Source organism: Stappia sp. TSB10P1A, assembly GCF_900185725.1.
Taxonomy (GTDB): Bacteria; Pseudomonadota; Alphaproteobacteria; order Rhizobiales; family Stappiaceae; genus Stappia.
The window spans coordinates 27,595-52,708 of sequence record NZ_FYAU01000003.1 but is presented as its reverse complement, the minus strand read 5'-3'; the positions used below and the strand labels follow the sequence as shown (position 1 = coordinate 52,708).

At 69.9% G+C, this 25,114-nt stretch carries 24 protein-coding genes and 1 tRNA gene; 12 read left to right on the top strand and 13 right to left on the bottom strand.

Going from position 1 to position 25,114, the window contains the following annotated elements; translation table 11 throughout:
- Positions 1 to 317 precede the first annotated feature (317 nt).
- From asnB to TSB10P1A_RS00525, 3 genes are all read right to left on the bottom strand, one after another.
- Positions 318 to 2,273, bottom strand: coding sequence for an asparagine synthase (glutamine-hydrolyzing) (asnB, locus tag TSB10P1A_RS00535; RefSeq protein WP_186385946.1), 1,956 nt, complete (start codon positions 2,271 to 2,273; stop codon positions 318 to 320).
- Between the two features lie 78 nt (positions 2,274 to 2,351).
- Complete coding sequence (locus TSB10P1A_RS00530; protein ID WP_186385945.1) at positions 2,352 to 3,122, bottom strand: glutamine amidotransferase; 771 nt, start codon at positions 3,120 to 3,122, stop codon at positions 2,352 to 2,354.
- 48 nt (positions 3,123 to 3,170) lie between these two features.
- The gene (locus TSB10P1A_RS00525; RefSeq protein WP_186385944.1) at positions 3,171 to 3,659 is read right to left on the bottom strand and encodes a TerB family tellurite resistance protein; all 489 of its coding nucleotides are present in this window, start codon (positions 3,657 to 3,659) and stop codon (positions 3,171 to 3,173) included.
- A 180-nt stretch (positions 3,660 to 3,839) separates the two neighbouring features.
- Here TSB10P1A_RS00525 and TSB10P1A_RS00520 point away from each other — a divergent pair, with 180 nt between their 5' ends.
- Positions 3,840 to 6,845 carry an AsmA family protein gene (locus tag TSB10P1A_RS00520; protein ID WP_186385943.1) on the top strand — a complete coding sequence of 1,002 codons (3,006 nt, stop codon included), beginning with the start codon at positions 3,840 to 3,842 and terminating at the stop codon, positions 6,843 to 6,845.
- A gap of 39 nt (positions 6,846 to 6,884) precedes the next feature.
- Here TSB10P1A_RS00520 and TSB10P1A_RS00515 read toward each other — a convergent pair whose 3' ends face one another.
- Positions 6,885 to 8,540 (bottom strand): CYTH and CHAD domain-containing protein, encoded by a 1,656-nt coding sequence (locus tag TSB10P1A_RS00515; protein ID WP_186385942.1) that lies wholly within the window; start codon positions 8,538 to 8,540, stop codon positions 6,885 to 6,887.
- A gap of 197 nt (positions 8,541 to 8,737) precedes the next feature.
- On the opposite strand from TSB10P1A_RS00515, the gene TSB10P1A_RS00510 reads away from it, so the two are divergent.
- Both TSB10P1A_RS00510 and TSB10P1A_RS00505 read left to right on the top strand, forming a co-directional pair.
- Positions 8,738 to 9,358 carry a hypothetical protein gene (locus TSB10P1A_RS00510; RefSeq protein WP_186385941.1) on the top strand — a complete coding sequence of 207 codons (621 nt, stop codon included), beginning with the start codon at positions 8,738 to 8,740 and terminating at the stop codon, positions 9,356 to 9,358.
- A 91-nt stretch (positions 9,359 to 9,449) separates the two neighbouring features.
- A complete protein-coding gene (locus tag TSB10P1A_RS00505; protein ID WP_186385940.1) occupies positions 9,450 to 10,505 on the top strand; it encodes a cytochrome-c peroxidase in 1,056 nt (351 codons plus the stop codon).
- A gap of 62 nt (positions 10,506 to 10,567) precedes the next feature.
- On the opposite strand, the gene TSB10P1A_RS00500 is transcribed toward TSB10P1A_RS00505, so the two are convergent.
- Both TSB10P1A_RS00500 and TSB10P1A_RS00495 read right to left on the bottom strand, forming a co-directional pair.
- Entirely contained in the window at positions 10,568 to 11,299 is a 732-nt protein-coding gene (locus TSB10P1A_RS00500; RefSeq protein ID WP_186385939.1) for a class II aldolase/adducin family protein, read from the bottom strand.
- Between the two features lie 95 nt (positions 11,300 to 11,394).
- Positions 11,395 to 11,481: transfer RNA gene (locus TSB10P1A_RS00495), tRNA-Leu, on the bottom strand.
- Between the two features lie 137 nt (positions 11,482 to 11,618).
- Here TSB10P1A_RS00495 and TSB10P1A_RS00490 point away from each other — a divergent pair.
- From TSB10P1A_RS00490 to TSB10P1A_RS00475, 4 genes are read left to right on the top strand one after another with little or no spacing between them, the layout of a single operon-like run.
- Positions 11,619 to 12,197 carry a YqaA family protein gene (locus TSB10P1A_RS00490; protein ID WP_186385938.1) on the top strand — a complete coding sequence of 193 codons (579 nt, stop codon included), beginning with the start codon at positions 11,619 to 11,621 and terminating at the stop codon, positions 12,195 to 12,197.
- Between the two features lie 16 nt (positions 12,198 to 12,213).
- Positions 12,214 to 12,741 carry a disulfide bond formation protein B gene (locus TSB10P1A_RS00485; RefSeq protein WP_186385937.1) on the top strand — a complete coding sequence of 176 codons (528 nt, stop codon included), beginning with the start codon at positions 12,214 to 12,216 and terminating at the stop codon, positions 12,739 to 12,741.
- Positions 12,738 to 12,998: a hypothetical protein gene (locus TSB10P1A_RS00480; RefSeq protein ID WP_186385936.1), complete on the top strand. Its 261-nt coding sequence runs from the start codon at positions 12,738 to 12,740 to the stop codon at positions 12,996 to 12,998. The genes TSB10P1A_RS00485 and TSB10P1A_RS00480 overlap by 4 nt, the downstream gene beginning before the upstream one ends.
- 46 nt (positions 12,999 to 13,044) lie before the next feature.
- Positions 13,045 to 13,485, top strand: coding sequence for a metallopeptidase family protein (locus TSB10P1A_RS00475; RefSeq protein ID WP_186385935.1), 441 nt, complete (start codon positions 13,045 to 13,047; stop codon positions 13,483 to 13,485).
- A 37-nt stretch (positions 13,486 to 13,522) separates the two neighbouring features.
- Here TSB10P1A_RS00475 and TSB10P1A_RS00470 read toward each other — a convergent pair whose 3' ends face one another.
- Both TSB10P1A_RS00470 and TSB10P1A_RS00465 read right to left on the bottom strand, forming a co-directional pair.
- A complete protein-coding gene (locus TSB10P1A_RS00470) occupies positions 13,523 to 14,707 on the bottom strand; it encodes an NAD(P)/FAD-dependent oxidoreductase (protein WP_186385934.1) in 1,185 nt (394 codons plus the stop codon).
- Positions 14,708 to 14,959: 252 nt separating this feature from the next.
- On the bottom strand, positions 14,960 to 16,948 hold the full coding sequence (locus TSB10P1A_RS00465; RefSeq protein WP_186385933.1) for a methyl-accepting chemotaxis protein: 1,989 nt from the start codon (positions 16,946 to 16,948) through the stop codon (positions 14,960 to 14,962).
- A 461-nt stretch (positions 16,949 to 17,409) separates the two neighbouring features.
- Between TSB10P1A_RS00465 and TSB10P1A_RS00460 the strand changes: the two genes are divergently transcribed.
- Positions 17,410 to 18,303, top strand: a complete 894-nt coding sequence (locus TSB10P1A_RS00460) for a DMT family transporter (protein ID WP_208985325.1) — start codon at positions 17,410 to 17,412, stop codon at positions 18,301 to 18,303.
- A 15-nt stretch (positions 18,304 to 18,318) separates the two neighbouring features.
- Here TSB10P1A_RS00460 and TSB10P1A_RS00455 read toward each other — a convergent pair whose 3' ends face one another.
- Positions 18,319 to 19,176, bottom strand: coding sequence for a YihY/virulence factor BrkB family protein (locus TSB10P1A_RS00455; protein ID WP_186385932.1), 858 nt, complete (start codon positions 19,174 to 19,176; stop codon positions 18,319 to 18,321).
- 38 nt (positions 19,177 to 19,214) lie between these two features.
- On the opposite strand from TSB10P1A_RS00455, the gene TSB10P1A_RS00450 reads away from it, so the two are divergent.
- Both TSB10P1A_RS00450 and TSB10P1A_RS00445 read left to right on the top strand, forming a co-directional pair.
- A complete protein-coding gene (locus TSB10P1A_RS00450; protein WP_186385931.1) occupies positions 19,215 to 19,388 on the top strand; it encodes a hypothetical protein in 174 nt (57 codons plus the stop codon).
- Positions 19,389 to 21,077 carry an acyl-CoA dehydrogenase family protein gene (locus tag TSB10P1A_RS00445; RefSeq protein WP_186385930.1) on the top strand — a complete coding sequence of 563 codons (1,689 nt, stop codon included), beginning with the start codon at positions 19,389 to 19,391 and terminating at the stop codon, positions 21,075 to 21,077.
- A gap of 6 nt (positions 21,078 to 21,083) precedes the next feature.
- Here the strand turns inward: TSB10P1A_RS00445 and TSB10P1A_RS00440 are convergent, their stop codons facing one another.
- From TSB10P1A_RS00440 to TSB10P1A_RS00430, 3 genes are all read right to left on the bottom strand, one after another.
- Positions 21,084 to 21,515 (bottom strand): type II toxin-antitoxin system MqsA family antitoxin, encoded by a 432-nt coding sequence (locus TSB10P1A_RS00440; protein ID WP_186385929.1) that lies wholly within the window; start codon positions 21,513 to 21,515, stop codon positions 21,084 to 21,086.
- A 1-nt stretch (position 21,516) separates the two neighbouring features.
- Positions 21,517 to 21,822 (bottom strand): type II toxin-antitoxin system MqsR family toxin, encoded by a 306-nt coding sequence (locus tag TSB10P1A_RS00435; RefSeq protein ID WP_186385985.1) that lies wholly within the window; start codon positions 21,820 to 21,822, stop codon positions 21,517 to 21,519.
- Between the two features lie 288 nt (positions 21,823 to 22,110).
- Positions 22,111 to 22,731 carry a TetR/AcrR family transcriptional regulator gene (locus tag TSB10P1A_RS00430; protein WP_186385928.1) on the bottom strand — a complete coding sequence of 207 codons (621 nt, stop codon included), beginning with the start codon at positions 22,729 to 22,731 and terminating at the stop codon, positions 22,111 to 22,113.
- 156 nt (positions 22,732 to 22,887) lie between these two features.
- Between TSB10P1A_RS00430 and TSB10P1A_RS00425 the strand changes: the two genes are divergently transcribed.
- Complete coding sequence (locus TSB10P1A_RS00425; RefSeq protein ID WP_186385927.1) at positions 22,888 to 23,466, top strand: NAD(P)H-dependent oxidoreductase; 579 nt, start codon at positions 22,888 to 22,890, stop codon at positions 23,464 to 23,466.
- Positions 23,467 to 23,505: 39 nt separating this feature from the next.
- Here the strand turns inward: TSB10P1A_RS00425 and TSB10P1A_RS00420 are convergent, their stop codons facing one another.
- Positions 23,506 to 24,027: a GNAT family N-acetyltransferase gene (locus TSB10P1A_RS00420; RefSeq protein WP_186385926.1), complete on the bottom strand. Its 522-nt coding sequence runs from the start codon at positions 24,025 to 24,027 to the stop codon at positions 23,506 to 23,508.
- Between the two features lie 523 nt (positions 24,028 to 24,550).
- Here TSB10P1A_RS00420 and TSB10P1A_RS00415 point away from each other — a divergent pair.
- Positions 24,551 to 24,943 (top strand): DUF2794 domain-containing protein, encoded by a 393-nt coding sequence (locus TSB10P1A_RS00415; RefSeq protein WP_186385925.1) that lies wholly within the window; start codon positions 24,551 to 24,553, stop codon positions 24,941 to 24,943.
- Positions 24,944 to 25,114 lie beyond the last annotated feature (171 nt).

The window sequence follows — 25,114 nt, the reverse complement described above, 5'->3', positions numbered from 1 at the left end:
CACCCTCTCCTGGCGTCTTCCCGGACGAGGCCGAAGGCCGAAGATCCGGGACCGGGGAGCCCCGGCGGTGGTGGGGCGCGCTCCGTCGCGGTTGTGGCTCCCCCCCCCCTGTCGGCTGCGCCGACATCTCCCCCTCAAGGGGGGAGAAGGGCGCGCGGGGGCATTGCCCGCGCGCTGTTGCCACTGCTCTGGCAGCCAATGGGCACCGGGTCGCGCTTACGCTTGCCCGGTGTGACGGCCGAGGGGATGCGAGGTCGGGCCTCCTCCTCGGAGGTCGTCCCGGCCAAGCGCAGCGCCGAGCCGACCCAGAGGTGCCCTCAGCGCGTGTGGCGCGAGAGGGTGAACTGCACCACGAACATCGCCCAGACCATGTTGGCGCGGCGGCGGTCACCGGCCAGGAAATCGTCCCAGAACAGGCGCACCAGCTCCTCGTCGAGCAGGCCGAGGCGGGCGATCTGCGCGGGCGAGAACATGTCCTCGGCGAGCGGGCGCAGCGGGCCCTTGAGCCAGTCGGCGCTCGGAATGCCGAAGCCGCGCTTCGGCCGGTCCCACAGGGCGGCGGGGACATAGCGGCCGAGCACCTGCCTGACCACGCCCTTGCGCTGGCCGCCCATCAGCCGCACCCGGTCGGGCAGCGACAGCGCAAAGCGGACCACGGCGGGATCGAGGAAGGGCACGCGGGTTTCCAGCGCATGCGCCATCGCCGCGCGGTCGACCTTCACCAGGATGTCGTCGGGCAGGTAGTGGACGAGGTCGAGCAGGCTCGCCTGTTCCAGAACGCTCCAGCCGGTTTCCTGCGCCACCGTGTCGGCGAGCGGATGGGTTTCGCGTGTGCTGCCGGGCACCAGCCGGTGGGCGGTGTCCATCAGCGTGAACTTGCGCTCATAGGCGGCGACCGCCGAACGGGCGGTGAGGCCGGCGAGCTTTTCCTCCAGCCGCAGGCGCAGGCCGGCCGGGCTCCTGCGCCCGATCCGCGACAGGCCGAGCCGCTCGGCCGGGGCGACGAGGCCGGCAAGCTGGGCCGAGACATAGGCGCGGCGGGCGGCGCGACCGATGCGCGCGGACAGGGTGCCCTGCCACTGCCGGTCGATGGAATGGTAACGTCCGTAGCCGGCAAACAACTCGTCGGCGGCATCGCCCGACAGGCTGACGGTGACCCGGCTGCGGGCGAAGCGGGCGACCATGTAGGTCGGCAGTTGCGACTGGTCGGTGAAGGGCTCGTCGTAGACGTCCGGCATCTTCTCGACGAGGTCGCGCGCCTCCTCGCCGGTGAGATAGATCTCGTTGTGGCGGGTGCCGAGATGGTTCGCGACGGCGCGGGCGAACTCCGCCTCGTTGGTCGCCTTGTCGTGGAAGCCGAGGGAGAAGGTCTCGACCGGCACGGCGCTCAGCGACTGCATCATCGCGGCGATGGTGGAGGAATCGATGCCGCCCGACAGGAAGGCGCCGAGCGGCACGTCGGAAATCATCTGCCGGGCGACGGAGGCGCGCAGCAACTCGTCGAGTTGGTCGACGGCCTCCGCATCGCTCCCCGAAAAGCGGTTGCGGCGGGCGATGCGCGCCTCTTCCAGCGTGTCCCACCAGGGGATGACGCGCCAGCTATCGGGGGCGAGCGCGCCCGCGTCGATCTCGACGATGGTGCCGGGCGCGATCTTCACCGCCTGGGTGAAGGCGGTGCGCGGGGCGGGGATATAGCCGTGGCGCAGGCACAGGGCGATGGCCTGGCGGTCGATCTCGCCGGTCCAGGCGGGATGGGTGCGCAGCGCCTTGATCTCCGAGGCGAAGGCGATCTCGCCGCCGAACAGGCCGACATGCAGCGGCTTCTCGCCGAAACGGTCGCGGGAAAGCGACAGCACCCGGCGCTCGCGGTCCCACAGGGCGATGGCGAACATGCCGGCGGTGCGCTTCAGGGTCTCGGCAAGGCCCCATGCGCGGATGCCGGCGAGCAGCACCTCGGTGTCGGAATGGCCGCGCCAGTCGGGCGCAAGGCCGGCCTCCTCCAATTCGCGGCGCAACTCGAGGTAATTGTAGATCTCGCCATTGTAGGAGATGACGTAGCGGCCGCAGGGCGAATGCATCGGCTGGGCGCCGGCCGGGCTGAGGTCGAGGATCGACAGGCGGCGATGGACGAGGCCGATGCCGGCGTCCATGTCGCGCCAGATGTCGCCGGCGTCGGGGCCGCGATGGCGGATCGCCTCGCCCATGGCGGCAAGCGCCGATGGCGCGAGGGCGGGCGAGCCGAGAGGGGCATAGATGCCGGCAATTCCGCACATCGGAAGGCGCTCCAGCGAGACAGCGATAAAGGCGAGACGGGGCGAAGACAGCAACGAGCGAGCGGCGGGCCGGCCGCCCTACTCGGCCGCCTGGGTCATCTGGGGGGCACTCTGGGCGGACGTGCAGGTGTCGGCGCGGCCGATCCAGCGGTCGAGAAAGGCGTCGAGCCAGGCCTTTACCGCCGGATCGAAGGCGAAGCGGCCGGCGAAATGGTCGCGCCGGTTGCGGGCGCCGGGCAGGGCCATGCGCGGGGCGCCGCGCGTCGTCCAGCGCACCATCATCTGATAGGTCAGCTCGGGATGGAACTGGATGCCATAGGCGCAGGGGCCGACGCGGATCGCCTGGTTGGGATAGGTGTCGCCGGTGGCGAGCAGCTCGGCGCCGGCCGGCAGGTCGAAGCCCTCGCGGTGCCACTGATAGACCTTGCCCGGCCATTTCGGCATCAGCCGGCGGCCGGCCTCGGTCGCTTCCAGGTCGTAATAGCCGATCTCGACGAGCCCGTCGTCATGGCCGTAGACGCGGGCGCCGAGATTGCGCGCCAGCATCTGGGCGCCGAGGCAGATGCCGAGGAACGGCTTTTCCTCGCGCAGCGGCACGTCGAGCCAGTCGGTCTCGCGGGCGATGAAGGCGTCGGTGTCGTTGGCGCTCATCGGCCCGCCGAAGACGACGACGCCGGCATGGCCGGCGAGGGTCTGCGGCAGGAGGTCGCCGAAGCGCGGCCGGCGGATGTCGAGGGCAAAGCCGCGGCGCAGCAGCTCCTGCCCGACACGGCCGGGCGTCGACGTCTCCTGATGCAGGACGACGAGCACCTTCGGTCGTTCGGCCGGCTCTTTGGGATCGGGGATCATGTCGCCAGTTTATATCGCAATGCGGCAGGGCGTCGAGAGGGCAGCCGGTCAGGCATCGTCGGCCCCCTCGCCGGAGCCGGTGGGGGCATCGCCGGCGACCTTGCGGCGCAGGGCCAGCCGGTCGCGCGAGGAAATGCCGAGCAGTTCGGCGACGCGCCAGATCGTGTTGTCCTCGAATTCGTGGACGACGCCGTCGGCATAGACCAGCTCCCACATCATCTCGATGATCTTCAGCCGCCCCTCCAGGTCGAGGCTGCGCTTGAGCACCGAGGTGAAGCCGTAGAGGTCGACCGCCTCGTTGTCGCGCCGGGTCGCGGCCTTGATCAGGTCGCCGGTCATCTCGGGGGTCAACTGGTAATTGGCGCGCAGCACCTCGGTCAGCGCCGTCCGCTCCGCGTCGTCGACGACGCCGTCGACGGAAATCACATGCACGAGCAAGGCTGCCGCCGCGAGGCGGTGGTCGTCCTCGGCGAAGACGAGCTCGCCGCTTTCGCCCGTCACCGCGCCGCGCAGAAACCGCTTCAAAGCCGAAAACATATCCCCTCCGGTGCCGTCCGCAACCGGGCCAGCATCGGCAATCCGGCGGAAAATGTCCATGCCGCACTGGTCCCGGCCCGCAGCCGCCGCGGCGAACCCTTTGCCGCGCGGGCGATCGCGCCATTCTGTCGACACGCTTTGGCGTAGACTGGCGCTGATTCGTCCATCGGGAGACCTGGTTTGAAACGCGCGCTCGCGGGCCTTGGCAGCCTGCTCTTCCTCCTGCTGGCCACCGCCTTCGTGGTGCCGCTGCTCCTACCCAAGGATGCGATCCGCGACGAACTGGTGAGCCAGATCGAGGAGCGGACCGGCTGGCGGCTGCGCCTCGACGGGCCGGTCGGCCTGTCCTTGCTGCCCGGCTTCCGGATGAGCGCGGAGAATGTCGGCATCGCCGCCGGCGGGGCGGGGGAGATCCTGCGCGCCGGCACGGTGGATTTCGGCCTCGCCTGGCAGGGCCTGTTCGGCGGCGACATCCGCCTGACCCATGTGCGGCTCGACGCGCCGGTGGTCAGCATCGAGATCGACGAGGCGGGACGGCCGAACTGGGCTGCCGACAGGCCGCTGGCGGCGGCGGCGGTGGCGACGAACGATACCGGCGCCAGCACGTCGGGCAGCCGTTCGGGCGGCAATTCGGGCGGCTTCCCGGCCGACCGCTGGAGCGCGGCGACGCAGGCGATCGCCGACAGCAATGGCGAGACGGCGCCGCAGACGCGGGCGGCAACGGTGGCGGCGGCGGGCAGCGAGGCGCGGGTGCCGGCGGAGGGCGCGGCGCCGGCCATCGGCGACATCGCCCGCGACGGCATGGCGCTGGCGCGCATCGGCGTCGACCGGCTGGAAATCGCTGGCGGCCGGCTGATCTATTCCGACCGCCGCGACGGCACCCGCCACGAGGCGGACGATCTCAACCTGGTGCTGAGCCTGCCCTCGCTCTCCGACGCGCTGACGCTGGAGGGCGGGCTCGGGTTTCGCGGCGTGGCGATGCAGCTTGCCGGAACGGTGGCGGCGCCGATGCGGCTCGCCAATGGCGGCGCCTCGGCGGTCGACCTGACGCTGAGTGCGGCGGGCGCGCAGACCCGTGTCGTCGGCGAGGTGGCGCCGCAGGACCGCAGCCGCCTGCGGATCACCGCCGAGGGCAAGGAACTGGGCGCGACGCTGGCCGCCTTCGGCACCAGCCTGCCGCGCGAGCCGGGCGCCTATCGGCTGAGCGCCGACGTGGCGGCAAGCCCGGAGACCATCGAGATCAGCGCGCTGGAGGCGCAACTGGCCGGCGCGAGCCTGCGCTCGACGGCGACCGTCGCGCTGGCCGGCGAGCCGGAGGTGAGCGGCCGGCTGGAGATCGCCGAGGCGCGGCTGGAGACGCTGCTGGCGCTGGCCGGACGCGGCGAGGAGGCGCGCGGCACGCTGGGCGGATCGCTGCGCTTTGCCGCGCGCGGCGCGGACACCGCGGCGCTGCTCGGATCGCTCGACGCCTCGGGCCGGCTGTCGCTGGCCGGCGGCGGCATTTCCGGCCTGTCGCTGCCCTCGCCGATCGGCGACGATGCGGCGGCGCGGCGGATCGAGGACCTGGCGGTCGCCATCGACTTCGCCGGCCTCGACGCGCCGGTGTCGGTGAGCGGCGGGCTGACCTGGCGGGGCGATGCCTTCCGCATCGAGGGATCGGCGACGCCGGCGCTGGCGATGGCCGGCATGCCGACGCCGCTGACGCTGCGGCTCGCCGGATCGCAGGTGGCGATCGGCTATGAGGGCAGCGTCGCGCCGTCCGGCTCGGTCGACGGCAATGTGGTGCTGGAAACGCGGGACTTGCGCGCGCTGGCCGCATGGCTCGGCACGCCGCTGGCGCCGGGCGGCGGGCTCGGCCCGTTCTCCTTCTCCGGCCGGCTGGCGGCGGGCGAGCAGGGGCTGCGCTTCACCGGCGCGCAGATCCGGCTCGACGACACGACCGGGCGCGGCGAGGGCGAGTTGCGCCTCGGCGCAAGGCCGAAGCTGACGGCGCGGCTCGAGCTCGACCGGCTGGGGCTCGATCCCTATCGGGCCGCCACCGACCATGCCGGGAGCGGGCGCAGCGAGGCGCGGGTGCCGGGGGCGGAAGGAAGCTCGTGGAGCCGGGTGCCGATCGACCTGTCGGGGCTGAAGGCGCTGGATGCGGAGCTGTCGCTGTCGGCCAGGCAGATCGTGCGCGACACGCTGGAGATCGGGCCGAGCCGGCTGGACCTCAAGCTGGCGGACGGACGGCTGTCGGCGGAGCTTGCCGAGATGGCGCTCTATGGCGGCCAGGGCAGCGGCGTGCTGGTGATCGACGGCTCGCAGCAGGTGCCGGAACTGGCGGCACGCTTCACCTTGAGCGATCTGAGCGCCCGGCCGTTCCTGACCGCGATCGCCGGGTTTGGCTGGATCGAGGGCCGGGTGACGAGTGCGCTCGATGTGCGCACGCGCGGGGTCAGCCAGTACGAACTGGTCTCCGGCCTCGACGGCACCGCCCGTTTCGACTTCGCCGACGGAGCGATCCGCGGCATCAACATTCCCCGCATGGTGCGCGGCCTGACGGTGGACACGCTGCTCGGCTGGGCCTCGAACGAGACGCAGAAGACGGACTTCTCGGCGCTGGGCGCCAGTTTCGCGATCACCCGGGGCATCGCCGCGACCGAGGACCTGGCGCTGATCGGACCCCTGGTGCGGATGAGTGGCACGGGCCGGGTCGACATGCCCGAGCGGATGCTGGACTGGCGGCTGGAGCCGCGCGTGGTGCCGAGCCTGGAGGGCGGGGCGCCGGTGCCGCTGGCCAAGGGCGAGGCGCGCGAGCTGGAGGGGCTCGGCGTGCCGGTGATCGTGCGCGGGTCCTGGGACCGGCCGCAGATCTATCCCGACATCAAGGGCATCCTGGAAAACCCGCAGGCGGCGCTGAAGCAGCTCGAAAGCCTGGGCGGCGGGCTGTTCAAGTCGGTGCAGCAGGCGCGCTCGCCGCGCGAGGCGCTGACCGGCGCCGCCAACGAGGCGATCAGCCGGGCGACCGGCGGCAACACCACTATCGACGTGCAGAAGGTGCTCGACGGCAAGGTCGACGACCAGGAGGTGCTGGAGGCGGTGGAACAGGGCTTCGGCCTGCCGTCCGGCTTTCTCGGCTCGTTCGGCATCGGCCGGCGGCAGCGCCAGGAAGAGGCGCCGCAAGAGGGCGCGCCGATCGAGTAACCGAGATCGAACACCCGGCAGCCGGCGGGTGTCGGCGGGTCAGCCGCGCCAGAAGCGGCGGGCGCGGCGGGTCTCGTCCCACAGGGCGCGGGCATTGTCGAAGGCATGGGCGGCGCGCGCCTCGTGCCAGCCGAGCACGAAGCCGGCGGCCAGCGCCGTCTCCACCGGCGGCTTGCGGTCGCCGGCGGCGATCAGCCCGGCGAGCTTGCCGGCCATCACCACGTCGTTGAGATAGCCGAAGACATCCTGCAGCGTCTTGAGGCGGGCGAGGAACGGCTTGACCTTGCGCGCCGGGAAGGCGGAACGGAAGAACTCCACCGCATAGCGCAGCTTCTTCAGCTCCTTGCGCAGGTCGTGACGCTCCTCCAGGCTCAGCTCGTCGATGCGCGCGGCGAGGCGGGCGGCGGCTTTCCAGCGCTTCTCCAGCGCCTCGGCGGCGAAGGGACCGACGGTTGCCTCCGCTTTCGCCTCCGCCTCGCTCTTCGCCTCCGCCGCGTCAGCGTCACTTCCGTTCTGGCGCCATCCGGCGCCATTCTTGTCTTTGCGCCATCCGGCGTCCTGCTCTTCCTGGCGCCAGCCGGCGCCATGGGCCAGCGCGCCGAGGCGGAACAGCAGCGCGTTGACGGCGGGGCCGGCGAGCTGCTCGCGCAATGCCTTGCGCACCGCGCGGCGCTCCGCCTCGATCCGGCGGGCGAGGCCGGCATCGTCCAGAAGCGCGGTGTCGGGGCCGAGACGGGCGACGGCCATCGCCGGCTCGACGATCTCCTCCACCAGCACGTCGAGGTCGCGCAATTCGCCGACGCTGAGCGCGAGATCGCGGGCGGCGGCATCGAGCGCCCGCCGCTCGTCGGCATCGATCAGCGGCTGATGCACCTTCAGCGCGCTGCGCAAGCGGCGCAGGCCGACGCGCAACTGGTGCGGCCCTTCCGGGTCGTCGCGCTCGAGCACCGCGTCGCGATTGCCGGCGATCTGGTCCATGCAGGACAGGAGAATGGCGCGGAAGGCCGGGGCGAGCCCGGTCCAGGGGGTCAGCTCGGCCTCGCAGGCGGTGACGGGCGCGGTCCCGGTCTCGTCGCCGGCGGCCAGTGCATAGCCGCGGCCGGCCTTGCTGAGCCGCGAGAAACGGGCGCCGGCAAGGGCGGGAAGGCTGCCGGCGAGGGCGAACAGGGCGGCGGGATCGCCGGATTTCAGCTCCAGCTCGGCCTCGAACAGCGGCTGGACCGCCTCGCCGGCGCGGATCTCGCCGGCATCGAGCGCCATTTCGATGCAGGTCTCGTCGCCCTCGCGGCGGAAGACGCGGGTGGTGCGCCGCATGACCGTCTCGAAGGCGGGGGCGAGCGGTTCGCCGTCGATCACCTGCCACAGGCCCTCGCGCATCGCCGGCTCGCGGATCAGGGTGAGGTCGGGGGCGGGGCCGGCGACCTCCGCCTCGGCCTCGCGCGGGCGCGACAGGCCGCCGGTGACGCCGGTGCCGGCCTTGACCGTCTGCACCCATTTGCGCCCGACCCGGCGCACCCTGAGCGACCACTTCGCCCGGCGCAGGGCATGGCCGGGCGTGTCGAAATAGATCGAGCGCAGGGCGCGGGTCGTCGCCGGCTCGGCGGTGAAGCCGGGCGGGGCCGGCGCGGCCCTCAGCTTGCGCAGATCCGCCTTGGCAAGCTCCAGCTTCAGTTCGACTTCCCGCTGCGCGTCCATTGCCTCGCCCGTGGTTTTTGCTCTTGCGGCCCGCCAGTCTGCGGCATCCTTCACGATGGCTGTAGCCGGTTTCGAAAAGCCTGTCCAGAAAGGCGCGCTGAGTGCGCCTTAATTTGCCGGCTTACCCGCCGACCGCTTGAGCCGGACCGGGTTTTGGTGTCTGCTGCCGCGGCTGGAAACGCCGGGAGGAGGCGGTGATGGCGATACGCGAATTCGAGACGACGCGGGGCTTCCGCATCGGGGCGGCGGCGGTGGTGCTGGTGCTGGCGGTGATCGCGGTGGTGCTGGTGGTCGACAACCAGCGGCGACAGGCGGAGCTGACCCATGTGCGGATCGCCGGCGGCGGCTTCCTGTTCTACTACCGGCTCGGCGAGATCCGCGCCGGGATCACCGTGGTGGTGCAGAAGCCGACGCCGTCGCAATCGCGGCTGCTGGCGCGGTTCGAGGACCCGGCCGGCGGCGCGCCGATCGAGGTGGAGACGCGGCTGCGCCACGGCGAGCAGCGCTACGGGCTGGAAACGCCGCCGCTCACCGGCGTCGTCAAGGGCAAGCCCTATCAGGTGGAGCTGCTGCTCTACGCCTATGGCGGGCGCGAGCCGATGGAGGTGCAGCGCACCACGCTGGTGAGCGAGCTGGACGCGGACGCCTCGCCCGACGGGCCGCTGACGGTGGGGCCGGGCTACCACCGGCCGCCAAAACCGGAAACAGAACCGGAAACAGAACCGGAAACGGGGCCCGCACCGATGCCGGAAACGGTTCCGGAACCTGGGCCGGGCGGGGCTACTTTAGAAAAGTCACAAAAAGCGGAGCCGTATTGATCTGCGTCAAGGGCGCCGGGGCGGGGCCGCCTAAACTCGCGGTGACACAGGACGGGTGTCGAGAGCTAACCGATCACGAGAGTGGCCAGCTATGCCCCGTTATATCCCCGTCCTGTTGGCATGTTCCACGGCCCTGGCCGTCCTGAACGGGCCGGCCGTGGCGAACGAGTTGCGCGATGCCGCGCTCGAAGTGTTCAAGCCCCTGCCTTCGACGGTTCCGGCCGTCCGCGACAATCCGATCACGCCGGAGAAGATCTTCCTCGGCAAGGCGCTGTTCTTCGACCCGCGCCTGTCGGCCTCGGGCGTGTTTTCCTGCAATTCCTGCCACAACCTGGCGACCGGCGGCGACGACAACCTGGAGACGTCGATCGGCCATGGCTGGCAGAAGGGTCCGCGCAACGCGCCGACCGTGCTGAACTCGGTGTTCAACGAGGCCCAGTTCTGGGACGGCCGCGCCGAGGACCTGAAGGAACAGGCCAAGGGACCGGTGCAGGCCGGCGTCGAGATGGCCAACACGCCGGAGCAGGTGGTGGCGACGCTGGTGTCGATGCCCGACTACGTGACGTGGTTCGAGACCGCCTTCCCCGGCGAAGCTGAGCCGGTGACCTTCGACAACATGGCCAAGGCGATCGAGGCCTTCGAGGCGACATTGATCACCCCGGCGCCGTTCGACGCCTTCCTCAACGGCGACGACGCCGCCCTGAGCGATGTGCAGAAGGCCGGCCTGGAGCTGTTCATGGACAAGGGCTGCGCCGCCTGCCACAACGGCATCAATGTCGGCGGCACCGGCTACTACCCCTTCGGCGTGGTGCAGAAGCCGGGCGCCGAGGTGCTGCCCGAGGGCGACAAGGGCCGCTTCGAGGTGACCAAGACGGCGGACGATTCCTATGTCTTCCGCGCCAGCCCGCTGCGCAACATCGCGGTGACCGCGCCGTATTTCCACTCCGGCAAGGTGTGGGACCTCAAGGAGGCGGTGGCGATCATGGGCTCCTCGCAGCTCGGCGAGGAGCTGAACGACGAGGAAGCGGTGGCGATCACCGCCTTCCTGCACTCGCTGACCGGCAAGATGCCGGAAATCACCTATCCGGTGCTGCCGCCGGAGACCGCCACGACGCCGCGCCCCTCGGGCGAGGTGATCACCAAGTAACAGCTTGACGACAGGATGCGGCGCGACCTGGCGGGCGGGATCGGAAACGGTCCCGCCCGCTTCTATGATGCCGGCCGGTGCCGCGGCGCCTCCACCGCCGGCACCGCGCCGGCGGCGACTTCGCCCGGCTGGCGGCCATAGCTGCCGAAGCGGGCGATCACCTCGTCCATCTGCGTGTCGGTGAGGATCGCCGGCTCGCCGGCCGTCAGGGCGATGACATATTGCCGGCACAGGGTCTCGATCTCGCCGGCCAGCCACAGCGCCTTGTCGAGGGTCTGGCCGAAGCAGATCATCCCGTGATTGGCGAGCAGGCAGGCGCTGCGCCCCTCCAGCGCCGCCAGCATCGCCCGCGACAGCTCGCGCGTGCCGAAAGTGGCATAGTCGGCGGTGCGCAGGGTGCGCCCGCCGGCGACCGCGATCATGTAGTGGAACGGCGGGATCTCGCGGCGCAGGCAGGACAGCGCCGTCGCATGGACCGAATGGGTGTGGACGACGGCGCCGGCCTCGGGGCGGGTCGCGTAGATGTCGAAGTGCATGCGCCACTCGGAGGAAGGCAGCCAGTCGCCCGAATAGCTCTCGTCGAAATGCACCGGCACCACCTGCTCGGGCCGCATCGCCTCGTAAGGGATGCCCGAGGGCGTCACCAGGAAGCCCTCGCCATGGCGCAGGCTGATATTGCCGGCGGTGCCCTGGTTGAGGCCGGTGGCGTTCATCTTCAGGCAGGCGTCGATGATGGCGCGGCGGGCGGCAAGGTCGTCGGCTGGACCGTCGGCAAGGTCTTTGGGGGAAAGCATGGCGTCCTCCTGTGTTTCCGGCGAGGGCGATGCGGCAGAGCGGCGCGGGGGAAAACGGCTGCGCGAGAAACGGCGGCGCGAGAAACAAAGGCCGATGGTGCCCCCGGTCCGACTCGAACGGACACTCCGGTTAGGGAAACGGATTTTGAGTCCGTCGCGTCTACCAATTCCGCCACGGGGGCCCGCGGGAAACGGCGCGATCATAGCCGGCGCGCTTGCCCCGTCAATTGAAACATGACGCTTGTCCCGTGCCGGATCGCGGTTGCGGCCGCTGCGGAAGTCGGATGACAAGTCGCCCGCTTCCGGTTAATGAGGCGGCATGTTGCGCCGCCTCTACGACTGGACCATGTCGCTCGCCTCGGGCCGCCACGCACCGGCGGCGCTCGGGGCCGTGTCCTTTGCCGAAAGCTCGTTCTTCCCGATCCCGCCGGACATCCTGCTGATCCCGATGGTGATCGCGCAGCGCGCCCGCGCCTTCGCCTATGCGACACTGTGCACCGTGACCTCGGTGCTGGGCGGGGCGGCGGGATACGCCATCGGCGCCTTCCTGTTCGTGCAGATGGCCGAGCCGATCCTGACCTTCTACGGCTATATGGACAAGTTCGAGACCTTCCGCGGCAATTTCAACGAATACGGCGCCTGGATCGTCTTCATCGCCGGGGTCACCCCGTTCCCCTACAAGGTGATCACCATCGCCAGCGGCGCGACGGGGCTGAGCCTGCCGGTGTTCATGCTGGCGAGCGTGCTGGCGCGGGGCCTGCGCTTCTTCGCGGTGGCCGGCCTGCTCTACCTGTTCGGGCCGCCGATCCGCCATTTCATCGAGCAGCGGCTCGGCCTCGTCTTCACGGTCTTCGTGGTCGGCCTTGTCGGCGGCTTCGCGCTGATCCGCTACCTGTGAGCCGGAGGGCCTGACGATGAGCGATCCCGCAACCACCGCCCGGCACCTGGTGCTGCTGCTGCTCGCCGGCGGTCTCGCCTCGATCCTGACGGCCTGGGGCTTCCAGACGATCGGCGGCTATGTGCCCTGCAAGCTGTGCCTGGAACAGCGCATCCCCTATTATGTCGGCCTGCCGCTGGCGCTGCTGGCGCTGGTGCTGATGCTGCGCCCGCTGCCGGCGGCGGCGCGGCGCCTTGCGGTGACCGGGCTGCTCGTCGCCGTTGCGGCGATCTTCGCCTGGGGCGCCGGCCTTGGCGCCTATCAGGCCGGCGCCGAATGGGGCTTCTGGACCGGGCCGATGGACTGCGGCGGCGGCGGCGGCATGACCGATTCGGCCGCCAACATGCTGAACGCCCTGCGCTCCACCCGGGTGGTGAGCTGCACCGAGGCGAGCTGGCGGATGCTTGGCCTGTCCTTCGCCGGCTGGAACGCGGTGATCTCGGCCGGCATCGCCGTGCTGGCGCTCGCGGGCGCCTGGGCATGGCGGCGGGGGAGAACGGCATGAAGTCCGGCGACAGGAAGTCCGGCGAAGATCCGCGCGAGGCGGCGCGGCGGCGCGAGGCGCGGTCGGTACTGGACCGGGCCGAGCGCGAGAGCGAGACCGTGCTGCGCAGCACCTTCGAGGGCGCGCATAGAAGCAAGGCGGGCGGCGGGGGCGAGGAGGACGACGCCATCGAGCGGCTCGGCCGGAAGATCGGCCGCGGCGCCGGGGCCGTCTTCGCGCTCGGCCTCGTCGCCTATCTGGTGTGGACCTATCTGTGACCGCTTTGGCGTCGCGATAGGCCGGCACCGCAACAGGGAGCACGCCGTGGGATCACGTTTCGCAGGAGCGGGGGGCGAGGGCAGGGCCTGGGCCGGCGCGGTGGCGCCGGATCTCGCCGAATTCGAGCGGCTGGCGGCGCTGGCCTTCGCCGAACTGCCGCAGGAGATCCTCGACTTGTGCGGCGATATCGAGATCCGGGTGGCGGACTTCGCCGACGACGACGCGCTGGACGCGGTCGGCGTCGAGGATGCGTTCGAGCTGATGGGCCTGTTCGAGGGCATCGGCCTGGCGCAGGGCGGGGCGGAGGCCTTCAGCGGCCGCATGCCGAACCGGGTCTGGCTCTATCGCCGCGCCATCCTCGACTACTGGTGCGCCTATGAGGAGCCGCTCGGCGCCATCATCAGCCATGTGCTGATCCACGAGATCGGCCACCATTTCGGCCTGTCCGACGACGACATGGACGCGATCGAGGCGGCGGCCGACTGAGCCGCGCGCCCGCCATCGTTTCGCACACGCATCCGGCTCAGGCCGCCGGCAGCAGCCCCTCCTCGAAGGTCTTGCCGATCGCCCGGCGCGCCATCATGTGCGAGCGCGGGTGGTTGATGCTGTCGACGGCGAGCAGCTTGCCCGCGCCGAGATAGGCGACATAGAAGGTGCCGGAGGCCGGGTCGCCGACGGTGCGGGCCTCGTCATGGTCCTGCGACAGGCCGGCGATCTGCAGCTTGACCGCGTATTGGTCGGACCAGAACCACGGCACCGGATCGTAATGCACCTCCTGGCCGAGGATCGCGGCGGCGACCGCCTTGGCCTGGTCGATGGCGTTCTGCACGCTTTCGAGGCGAATCGAACGGCCATAGAGGGCGGAGTGGAAGCGGGTGCAGTCGCCGGCCGCATGAATTAGCGGATCGGAGGTGGCACCGCTGTCGTCGACCAGGATGCCGTCGCCGGTGGCAAGGCCGCAGGCGGCCGCCAGCTCGTCATTGGGCAGCGCGCCGACGGCGACCAGGACGATGTCGCAGGGCACCTCGCCGCCGCCGGCAAGCTGCACGCCCGTGACGCGCCCGCTCCCGGAAAAGCCGGTGATGCCGGTGCCGAGCATCAGCCGCACGCCCCTGTCCGCATGGAGCTGCTGGAACCAGGCGGAAACAGTGGGCGAAACCACCCGCTTCATCACCCGGTCCTGCGCCTCGATCACCGTGACCTCGTGGCCCATGGCGCGGGCGACGGCAGCGACCTCCAGCCCGATATAGCCGCCGCCGATAATGGCGACGCGGCCGGGTTCGCGCAGCAGCGGGCGCATCGCCTCGACATCGGAAATCTTGCGCAGGGTGACGACGCCGGGCAGCTCAGTGCCGGGGAGAGGCAGGGCGCGCGGCCGGGTGCCGGTGGCAAGGATCAGCCGGTCATAGGGCAGCCGCTCGCCGCCGGCGAGCAGCACGGTGCGGGCCTGCCGGTCGATCGCCTCGACCACTTTGCCGAAATGGCAGTCGATGGCGTTCTGCTCGTAGAAGCTGGCCGGGCGCAGGTGCAGCGCCGCGTCGTCGATCTCGCCGGCCAGATGCTTCTTCGACAGGGGCGGGCGCTGATAGGGCGGATGCGGCTCCTCGCCGACCAGCGCGATGCGCCCGCCGAACCCGCCCGTACGGAGCGACTGGACGGCCTGGGCCGCGGCCTGGCCGGCGCCGACGATGACGATACTGTCCTGCATGGGGCTGTCCTGAATGGGGCTGTCCGGCATGGGAATTCCTTCGGCAAGCTGGCGAGGGCGGGCAGGGGGGGCGAGGTTGGCGCCTGCCGCCCGCCCGGCACGGCGCCCGCACGCCATATGTGACCAGAAACCGGCCGCAGGCAATGGCGGGGCGCGGGCAACGGGCCGGGAGCTGTGGGGCGAAGAGGACGATGAGGAGGAGAAGGGGGCAATGAGGGGGGCGCTTGGCCCCCCGAGGCGTGCCGCGCGCGATCAGGCGGCGCGCACGCCCTCCAGGAAGGAGGCGATCTCCTTGCGCAGCACCCGGGCCTGCTGGCCGAGCGTGCCGGACAGGTCGCCGACCATCTCGCCGGTGCCGCGGGCATGATCGGTGGCGCCGGTGACCCGCCCCATCGCCTCGGCGCCGGAGCCGGAGCGCTCCGAGGCGCGGGCGACATTCTCGGTGATCTCGCGCAGGGCGATGCTTTGCTGGCCGACGGCGGCGGCGACCGAGCCGGCGATGTCGTTCATCTGGACGATGATCTGCTCGACATCGCCGATCGCCATCACCGCATTGGCCGAGGCCTGCTGGATCGCCTCGACCTGCTTGGCGATGTCCTGGGTGGCCTGGGCGGTCTGGCTGGCAAGGTCCTTGACCTCGGCGGCGACGACCGCGAAGCCCCGGCCATGCTCGCCGGCGCGGGCGGCCTCGATGGTGGCGTTGAGGGCCAGCAGGTTGGTCTGGTTGGCGATCTCGCGGATCAGCCCCATGACCTCGCCGATCCGGTCGGCGGTGCGCGACAGCTCGCTCATGCTCGATCCGGTGTCGCGGGCGCTGGCCACGGCCTTTTCCGCCACCTGGGTGGAGCGGTTGGCCTGGTCGGCGATCTCGGCGATGGAGACGTTGAGCTCTTCCGAGGCCGAGGCGGCGGAGGTGACGGCGTCGGCGGCGACCCGCACCGCGTCGCCGGCAATGGTCGCTTCCTCGGCGGCGCGGTTCGCCGCCTCGTCGAGCGTGCCGGAGGCGCCGGCGAGTTCCTCGGAGGCCTGGTCGAGGCGGGCGAGGGCCTCGCCGACGGTCGCCTCGAAACCGGCGATCAACTGGTCGAGATGGCGCATGCGGCGGTCGCGGGCGGCATTGTCCGCCTCCTGCGAGGCGGCGAGCCGGGCGCGCTCCAGCGCATTGTCGCGGAACACGGCGACGCTGGCGGCCATGGCGTCGAGCTCGGTGCGGCCGCGCGCGTCCGGCAGGTCGATGTCGGTTTCGCCGGCGGCCAGCCGGTCCATCGCCTGCCGCAGCGCGGCGAGCGGGCCGGAAATCGAGGCGCCGATGACGATGCTGGCGACGAGCAGCACGGCGACGGTGAGGCCCATGATCACCAGCATGGTCAGGGAGGCGATGTCGCGGCCCCTGTCGAGGGCGCTCGCCGCCTCCGCCTGGCCGGCATCGGCCGCCGCCTTGAGCTGGGCGAGATAAGGGGGCAGCACGTCGAAGAAGGCCTCGAGTTTTTCCACGAGCGCCGTGTGCTCGCCGCCGGCGCCGGTGAAGCTGTCGAAGGCCTCGCGATAGGCGGCAAGGATGCCGGTCAGCTCGGCGGCGACCGCCTCGTCGAGGCCGGCGCGGGAGAGCGCGCGCTCGACGCGGGCGGCGGCGACCTCGAAATTGCCGAGATTGATGTCGCTGCGGTCGAGCAGATAGGCCTTCTCGCTGCGCTGCAGGTCGACGCCGGCAAAGGCGAGGCGCTCGGTCTCGGGGCCGCGCTTGAAGCGGGCCTGCTGCTGGACGCCGGAGACGAGGGCATCGCCGTTCTGGGTCAGCGCCTTGCCGGAGCCGCCCTCGCTGTCGGTCAGGCCGAGGCGCTGCTGGATCGCATGCAGGTCGCGGAAGGTGGTCTCGATATCGCCGAGAACGCCGGAAACCTGGGCGATCTGCGCGCCATAGGGCGCGGCGACGGCGAGGCCGCGGATCCGGTCGAGCTGCTCGCGGGCGGTGGCGACCTGGCCGGTGAAGCCGCGATAAAGGGCGGCGGAGGGTTCGGCGAGATAGGTCTTCTCGGTGATCCGCATGGCATTGGCGGTGGTCGACAGGTCGGCGACCGTGCCGGCCAGGTCGGAAAAGCCCTCGGCCGTCTCGAAGGCGGTCTCGACGCTGGCCTGGCTCCACCAGAACACGCCGCCGATGGCGGCAAGGCCGGTCATGGTGACGGCGATGAGACCAAAAATCCTGATGCGGACCGATAGTCGCCCGATTAAGGTCGACATCGACGCGATACCCCGGAAGCGCGACACTGGATTACCTCGACTTGTCAACTCCTGCCCTAGGTCGTGAACTCATAATTCTGCCGAGAAACGGTATGCCCGAACCCGATCGGATACAAGGAGCAAGACCGCAGGAAACCATTAGGTTTTCAAGGGCTTGCGACGCTGTTGCCGGCGGGTTCCGGCATACCCGAAGGGCGCCGTTCGAGCTTCGATCTGCGGCGTCGGATCGCTCGGCCGGGGGGCCTGCCCCGGCCATCGCGCTCCTCCTGGCATATCTTTGCCCGAACGGACGCCGTTTCCGGCACCATTATGAGTCCACGACCTAGGCAAAGGTCGGCGAGGAAAGTTAACATTCACTCACCATGTAGCGGCCGTGCTGCACCATTTCCCGTTGCAACCGGGTGCAAGGGAGGTCGGCGGCCCGGCCACACCCCCGCAACAGCCTGAACTGGATCGATTTCTTGCACTCGCTCCTGCATATGGTCGCACCCGGCATCTTCGTGCTGCTGTGGTCGACCGGCTTCATCGGCTCCAAGCTGGGTGCGCCCTATATCGAGCCCTTCGTCTTCCTGACGATCCGCTTCGCGCTGGTGCTGCCGGTGCTGCTGGCGCTCGCCCTGGTGCTGCGCGCCGACTGGCCGCGCAAAGGGGCCGAGTGGGCGCATTGCTTCTTCGCCGGGGCGCTGATCCACGGCGTCTATCTCGGCGGCATCTTCTACGCGATCGACAACGGCATGCCGGCGGGGATCGCGGCGCTGGTGCTGGGTCTGCAGCCGCTGCTCACCGCGCTGCTGGCCGGGCCGATCCTCGGCGAGAGCGTGGCGCCGCGCCACTGGCTGGGCCTGGCGGTCGGCGCGCTCGGCCTGCTGCTGGTGGTCGGCCCGCGCATCGGCGTCGACGCCTCGGGGCTGACGGTGGAAAACGCGCTGGTCTGTCTGGTGGCGGTGGCCGGCATCGCCTTCGGCACGGTCTATCAGAAGCGCTTCGCCGGCGGCGTCGACCTGATGCCCGGCACCTTGGTGCAGTATTTCGGCGCGCTCGCCGTGGTGATGCCGCTGTCGATGCTGGAAAGCTGGGAGATCACCTGGTCGGGCGAGCTGATCATCGCCATGGCCTGGCTGGTGCTGGTGCTGTCGATCGGCGCGATCCTGCTCCTGATGGTGCTGATCAAGGGCGGCAGCGCGGCGCGGGTGGCGAGCCTGTTCTACCTGGTGCCGGTGGCCACCGCCGTGGAGAGCTACCTGCTGTTCGGCGAGACGCTGTCGCTGCTGCAGGTGGCCGGCGCGGCGCTGGTGGTGGGGGCGCTCCTGATCATCCGCGAGCGGCGGATCGGCACCCGGCGCACGCCGGCGTGAGGCCGGTTGTTGCCGTCACGCGCCGGCGAGCTTGCGGGCGCGGCGGCGCAGGATCGCGGCGTTGAGCTCGCCGCCGAAGACGAAGCACAGCGACATCAGGTAGAGGAAGATCAGCGCGGTCATCGCGCCGGCAAGGCCGGCATAGGTCGAGACATAATTGGCGAAGCCGGCGAGCCAGGCGCCGAAGGCCATGCCCGAGGCGAGCCACAGGAGCAGCGTGGCGGCGACGCCCGGCAAAAGGTCGAGCAACCGGCGGCGGCCGGCCGGCAGCACCGCATGGGCGAAGAACAGCCCGCTCAGCGTCAGCACCGTGGCGATGGCATAGCGCGACAGGTTGAGCCGGGCGGTGAAGGGCTCGAGCAGCGGCGCCTGGGCCAGCACGGCGCGCCAGACCAGCGGCGCGAAGACGATCAGCAGGGCGAAGCTGATCAGCACGAAGGTGCCGAACAGCACCAGCAGCAGCGACTGGGCGCGCAGATAGAGGAAATTGCGGGTCTCGCCGACGCCATAGGCGCGGTTCAGCGCCACGCGCAGGGCCTCGACGCCGTTGGAGGCGAACCACAGGGCGGCAATGATGCCGAAGGTGAGGATGTCGCCGCGCGGCTGGGTCAGCACCACGTGGATCTCGCGGGCGATCGGCCGGGCGACCTGCTCCGGCCAGGCGTCGAACAGCAGGGTGGCGATGCGGTCGGCCATGTCCGACATGCCGAGGAAGCCGGTGAGCGCGGCGACGAAGATCAGAAACGGGAACAGCGCCAGCAGCGAGGACAGGGCGACATGGCTCGCCAGCGCAAAGCCGTCGTCGCTCGTCATGTGCATGACGGCGTCGTAGATCGTCGCGACGGTGGCGCGGATGGCCTGCAGCACGCTCATTCCTCGCTTTTGGGCGAGGCGGCGCCCAGGGTCAAGCCATGGCCGGGCAGTTCATGCCGCAGTGCGAAATCCATGAAATAAAATTGCTTTTCCCCTCCTTCAAAAGAAGCATTGCTTCGCGAGTTCGCCGCGATATTGTTTGCGCTGCAGCATCGGCCGCCGGGAGGGCGGGAGGCGGCGATATCGACGATATCGACAATGGAGAGGAATGAATGTCCCTGGCGAGCGAATTCGGTTACGAGGCACGGGAAACGCGGCTTGCGGCGCTGACGGGCGCGGCGGTGGAGACGCTGGGCCGCCTGCTCGATGCGGCGGCGGCAAGCGTGCGCGCCCGCGTGGTCTCGGCCGAGGGGCGGCTGTCGGCGGAAAAGCTGGAGGCCGAGCAGCGCGCCACCCACGGGCTCGCCTGGCTCGCGACCTATGTGGAGGCGCTGCGCCAGCTCGCCGCCTATGCCGGGCGGCTGGAGGAGGCGGGCAGCTTCGGCGAGACCGAGGAGCTGCTGGTGCGTCTCGCCTTCGCCGAATATCTGGCGCAGGTCTTCGGCGGCATTCCGATGAACCAGGGCGAGATGGTGCGGCTCGCCGATCTCGGGCTCGGGGCGGAGGCGGCCACCGCGTTCCGCAGCGCAGCGGTGGAGGAGCTGATCGCCAGCGGCAACACGCCGGCGCTGCGGGCGCGGCTCGCCGAGCTGATCCGCCAGCAGGAGGGCAACTCGATCTTCGGCGCCTCCGGGCTCGAGGACACCTATGAGCAGGTGCGCGAGGAAATGCGCCGCTTCGCCGCCGACAAGGTGGTGCCGCATGCGCATGAGTGGCACCTGAAGAACGCCTATATCCCGCTGGAGGTGATCGAGGAGATGGCCGGGCTCGGCGTCTTCGGCCTGACGATCCCGGAAGAGTTCGGCGGGCTGGGGCTCGGCAAGGAGAGCATGTGCGTCGTCTCGGAAGAGCTGAGCCGGGCCTATATCGGCGTCGGCTCGCTCGGCACCCGCTCGGAGATCGCCGCCGAGCTGATCCTGTGCGGCGGCACCGAGTTGCAGAAGCAGACATGGCTGCCGCAGATCGCCTCCGGCGAGGTGCTGCCGACGGCCGTCTTCACCGAGCCGAACACCGGCTCGGACCTTGCCTCGCTGAAGACCCGCGCGGTGCGCGAGGGCGAGGTGTGGAAGATCTACGGCAACAAGACCTGGATCACCCATCCGGTGCGCGCCGACGTCATGACGCTGCTTGCCCGCACCGATCCGTCGGAGCCGGGCTACAAGGGCCTGTCGATGTTTCTGGCGCAGAAGCCGCGCGGCACCGACGCCGATCCGTTCCCGGCGCCGGGCATGTCGGGCGGCGAGATCGAGGTGCTCGGCTATCGCGGCATGAAGGAATACGAGATCGCCTTCGACGGGTTCGAGGTGGCGCAGGAGAACCTGTTAGGGGGCGTGCCGGGGCAGGGCTTCAAGCAGTTGATGCAGACGTTCGAGGGCGCACGCATCCAGACGGCGGCGCGGGCGCTCGGCGTTGCCCAGGCGGCGCTCGACCTGGGGCTGCGCTACGCGCAGGAGCGGGTGCAGTTCGGCAAGCCGCTGATCGCCTTCCCGCGCGTGTCCGACAAGCTGGCGATGATGGCGGCCGAGCTGATGGCGGCGCGCCAGCTCACCTATTTTTCGGCCTTCGAGAAGGATTCGGGCCGGCGCTGCGACCTGGAGGCGGGGATGGCGAAGCTGCTCGGCGCGCGCGTTGCCTGGGCGGCGGCGGACAATGCGCTGCAGATCCACGGCGGCAACGGCTTCGCGCTGGAATATGCGATCAGCCGGGTGCTGTGCGACGCCCGCATTCTCAACATCTTCGAGGGCGCGGCGGAAATCCAGGCGCAGGTCATCGCCCGCAGGGTGCTGGAGGAGCGCGGCTGAGGGGGCTCAGGCGGAGCTGTCGGCGGCGGCATCGGGGGCGAGCGCGCGCAGGGTGGCGACCTCCTCCGGATGCCGCTCCAGCAGCCGCAGGGCCGAGGCGATGCCGCGGCTGACGAGAATCTCGCCGGATTCGTATTTCTGGAAGGCCCTCGGCCCGCCGCCGATGACGAGGCCGGCATCGCGCTGGGACAGGCGCAGCTTGCGGCGGATCGCGCGGACCTCATCCGGCGTCAGCAGGTGGTCGGCCTCCGCCTTCAGGCGGTTCAACTCGCGATCGGACACCTTCATGTCCTCGCCGGAATGGATGCCGTCCTCCACCCCGTCCGCGTACCAGCCCGGCATGTCGAAGCTGCGCGAGAGGCCCTTGTAGGAAATCGTCACCTGGCGCAGGCCGCGCACCATCGGCTTTCCGGTTTCCGGGCAGGTGAGAGGCTCCATCTCACTTCTCCTTGAACGACAGCAACAGGAACTGGGTAACGATCCCGGCCGTGACCTTCACATAGACCAGGCCTGCCGAGCTGCGTCCGTGATAGACGTCCTGCCAGACCGTGTGGTCGTGGTGGGACGTCATCGACTTGTAGAAATCGCCCGGCCGAAGCCCCTGGATCACGTCGACGATCTCTTGCCGCCCCAAGCCCAGAGCCGCGGCGCCCCTCAAGGCCGTTGTCGTTGCCACCAGCCTATCCGGGCGGTCGAAGGCGCCCTGAATGGCAGAGAGATCGTAGGCGGGTCTCCGCTTCTCCATTAGAGATGACACCATAGTGGTGTTTTTTCAAGGTGCATGATGGTCTCCCCCGGCTCTCTGCAGCCGGAGGGTACCGTCATGACTGCGGCGATACAATCAAAGGGTGTGCCTGGTTGTGGGTGCGTCTCGCGTGGCGCGAGCCTCACCCTTCACACCTCACCCCATGGCGACGACCAGCCAGAGCGAGATCCACGGCACGCCGACGAGCAGGGCGAGGCGGAAGATGTCGGCGGAAACTGCCGGCGGAAACTGTCGGCGGGGGCTGCGCAGGCGCTCGCCTGGCGGCGCCTAAGCCTGCGGCGGCGGAACCGCGGTGGACACCCAGCGGGAGACGAGCCGGTCGAAAAGGGCGGCCTGCTCCTCGGCCTGCGGAATGGCGCCGATGCTGAAGCCGACGATCATGTGGTAGAAAAAGGCCAGAACCCCCTGGGCCAGAAGCACGGGCTCGGCACCGGCGGCAAGGCGGCCGGAGGCCTGCAGCAAACTGGCCGCCTCGACGACGGCCTCCTCCAGCCGGTAGCAGACGTCGAGAAACTGGCGGGTCCAGGGAGCGTCCTTGAGCGTCGACTGGACGAGATAGAGCCGGGCGAATTCCGGGTCGGCGCGATAGAGCGCCAGCCAGGGATGCAGGAGGCCGGCGAGGAAGGCGGCCGGATCGCCGGACGGTCCCCGGTCGATCTGCGCCCGCATCGCCTCGGCGAGCGCGTCGAGGCTGCCGATCCGCACCGCGATCAGCAGGTTGGCCTTGTCGTTGAAATGCGCGAAGACGGTCGCCTTGGCAACGCCGGCGCGCTCGGCCACCGCATCGACGCTGGTCTCCTCGTAGCCTTGCGCATCGAAGAGATCGCGCGCCGCGACAAGGATCTTGTCGCGGGTCTCGCGGGTGCGCTTCTGCGGGCGTCCGACCATTCCAGTTCTTCTCTCTCGATGCGGCTCTCTTGCGAGGCGGGTTGGGGCGGCGCGCGAGTCGCGTGAATTTATTTATTGACCACGGTCAAAAAATGCGGCATCAAAAAATGACCGCGGTCAATTATGCATGGATACACGCGAAACCGGAGAGAGACAATGCCGAAACGCATTCTGGTTCTGGATGGACATCCCGGCCCCGACAGCCTGTGCGGGGCGCTGGCCGCCGCCTATGCGGAAGGCGCCATCCGCGCCGGGCACGACGTGGCGCTGCTGCGCCTGTCCGACATGACGTTCGATCCCGACATGGGGGCGGGCTACGAGCCGAAAAAGGTGCTGGAGCCGTGCCTGGCCCAGGTGCAGGAGAAGATCGCCTGGTGCGAGCACCTGGTCATCGTCCATCCGATGTGGTGGGGCTTGATGCCGGCCAAGCTCAAGGGGCTGCTCGACCGGGTGCTGCTGCCGGGCTTCGCCTTCCGCTACACGTCCGGCAAGATGCTGCCGGACAAGCTGTTGCAGGGACGGACGGCGGAGGTGCTGGTGACCGCGGACTCGCCCCGCTGGTATCTCTATCTGATCGAGCGGGTGCCGGGATACCGGGCGATGAAATCGCAGATCCTCGGGCTTTGCGGCTTCAAGGGCATCCGCTTCCGCACCTTCGCGCCGGTGCAGGGGTCGAACGAGGCCAAGCGAAAGGGATGGATCGAGAGGGCGGGGCACTACGGTGCGGCTGCCTGAACGATACGGCGGGGGGCGCTCCGCCGGGAGCCGGATGCCTCAGAACCGGTCTTCGGCGAACCAGCCGAAGACCGTCAGGTCGAGCGTCGTCTGGGCGATGCGCTCGCGATTGGTCATCAGGATCTGGCCGCCCCGGCGCTGGTAGAAGCGCACCGCCTCCTCGTTGTCCTTGAGGACGCGGATGGCGAGGCCATCGAGGCGGGCGCGGGTCAGCGCGGCGCGGGTGGCGGTGAACAGCTCGCTGCCGAAGCCGAGGCCCTGGTGGTCCGGGCGGATATAGAGCTCGTAGATCTCGCCCTCGAAGGGCAGTTCGCGCATCCGGCTGCGGCCCCAGGTGGCATAGCCGGCCGGCACGCCGGCGACCTGGAGAATCTGGATCTGGACGCCGCGCGACAGGGCGGTGCGCCACCATTTCGGTCCGCGCCGGGAAATCATCCGCTCCAGTTCGAGCCCGTCGATGATGCCGCGATAGGTCGCCCGCCAGGCATCCTCATGGATGAGGGCGAGCGCTTCGGCATCGTCGTGGCGCGCTGGGCGCAGGGCTGTCAGACCGATACTCATGGAGACATGATAGCGCCCTTCGCCGGCCGACAAAAGCCGTTGCGCGCAGCGCCGCGCCCGGCGGGACGGGAGAGCCGGAAAACGCGGAAGAGCGGGGGGGAGAAACGGAAAAGGGCCGGCGCTGAGCCGGCCCTTCCGGTTGCAGTTCGGCCCTTGCGGGCCGGGGAACGCCTGAGACAAAACCCCGGGGGGCTGGGGGGCTGTTGCGTACCGAAGCCTTGTCGTCAGTCCCTCATGCAACGATGCCAATTTCGCCGGCCAAGATGGCGCCGTATGGGCTGCAATGGGGCGAAACTATGAAATCGACAGGGGGGTAAAAAACTCCTGGGGCCGCGCCGGAGCCGCCTGAAATAGTGATTTTTTCCAAGGGTTTGCCGGAGGGGCGGTCTGGCCGGGGCGCCAGCGGGCGAAGCGCGGCGCCCGGCCCTCGCTGCCCGGGACTTGCCAAAGGCGGAAGCAGGGGCTCATCATGACGGATCGATGACGCATCGAGGACGGGACCCCGAGCCAGGCGGGAGGCGCGATGAGCGAGTTCGAAGAAGAGGCATCCCGGTTCGGGGCGGACCTGGAGGCAATCTCCGGCTTCGCCCCTGCGCAAGGGACGGCCAGCCCCCCGGCGCTGGTCACCTTTCACCGCCGGGAACTCGACCTGATCCTGCGGGTCTATGGCCACCGGGTGGCCTCCGGCGAGTGGCGCGACTATGCCATCGACCATCTGAAGGACCGGGCGGTGTTTTCCGTGTTCCGCCGCAGCTCCGAAATGCCGCTGTTCCGCATCGAGAAAGTGCCGCGCAATGCCCGGCGCCAGGGCGCCTATGCGGTGGTCGGCACCGGCGGGGTGATCCTCAAACGCGGCGGCGATCTCGCCCAGGTGCTCAAGGTCTTCGAGAAGAAGCGCCATCTGAGCCTCGTGTGAGGCCGCAAGGCAGGGGCTGCTCGCCGCCCGGCGCAAAAGCGGAGACCGGGCGAGCCGACCCCTATCTATCAGGAAAAAGCGGAGGCCGGGCAGGCCGACCCCCCCTATGATTTAAAAAGCGGAGGTCGGGCAGGCCGACCTCCGCAAGGCAGTGCCGCGGGAATGCAGGCA